This is a genomic window from Acinetobacter psychrotolerans, from assembly GCF_048552595.1.
In the GTDB taxonomy this organism is placed as follows: Bacteria; Pseudomonadota; Gammaproteobacteria; order Pseudomonadales; family Moraxellaceae; genus Acinetobacter.
Genome location: NZ_JBIMDK010000056.1, coordinates 1 through 299, shown reverse-complemented (window position 1 = coordinate 299; position 299 = coordinate 1). Strand labels below are relative to the sequence as shown.

Below are 299 nucleotides of genomic sequence, written 5' to 3'. Positions count from 1 at the left end.
GACGCAGACAGGATAATAAGTCTTTTTTCAACTCACCCTTTGGTAATGCGCGTATCGTTGAATAAATCGTTGTATGGCTTACAGTCATTGTTTGATCCAAATCAGGAAATGTCTTTAAACGCTTTGCTATTTGCTGAGGAGACCATAAACAACGGATCGCTTCAACAATAAATTTCCAGAGGATTGAATCTATTTTGAGTTTTCTGTGACCACGTCTACGTCTAGCGAAGGTGTTATCAGAAGCATTTCGAGCTTGATAAACGTCATTGATGCTATTTCTTTTAAGCTCACGATAGATC

At 38.5% G+C, this 299-nt stretch carries 1 protein-coding gene; it reads right to left on the bottom strand.

The annotated features are described in order from the left end of the window. The coding region (locus tag ACG94X_RS16835; RefSeq protein WP_514131880.1) for a transposase family protein at window positions 1-299 on the bottom strand (299 nt) is incomplete at both ends.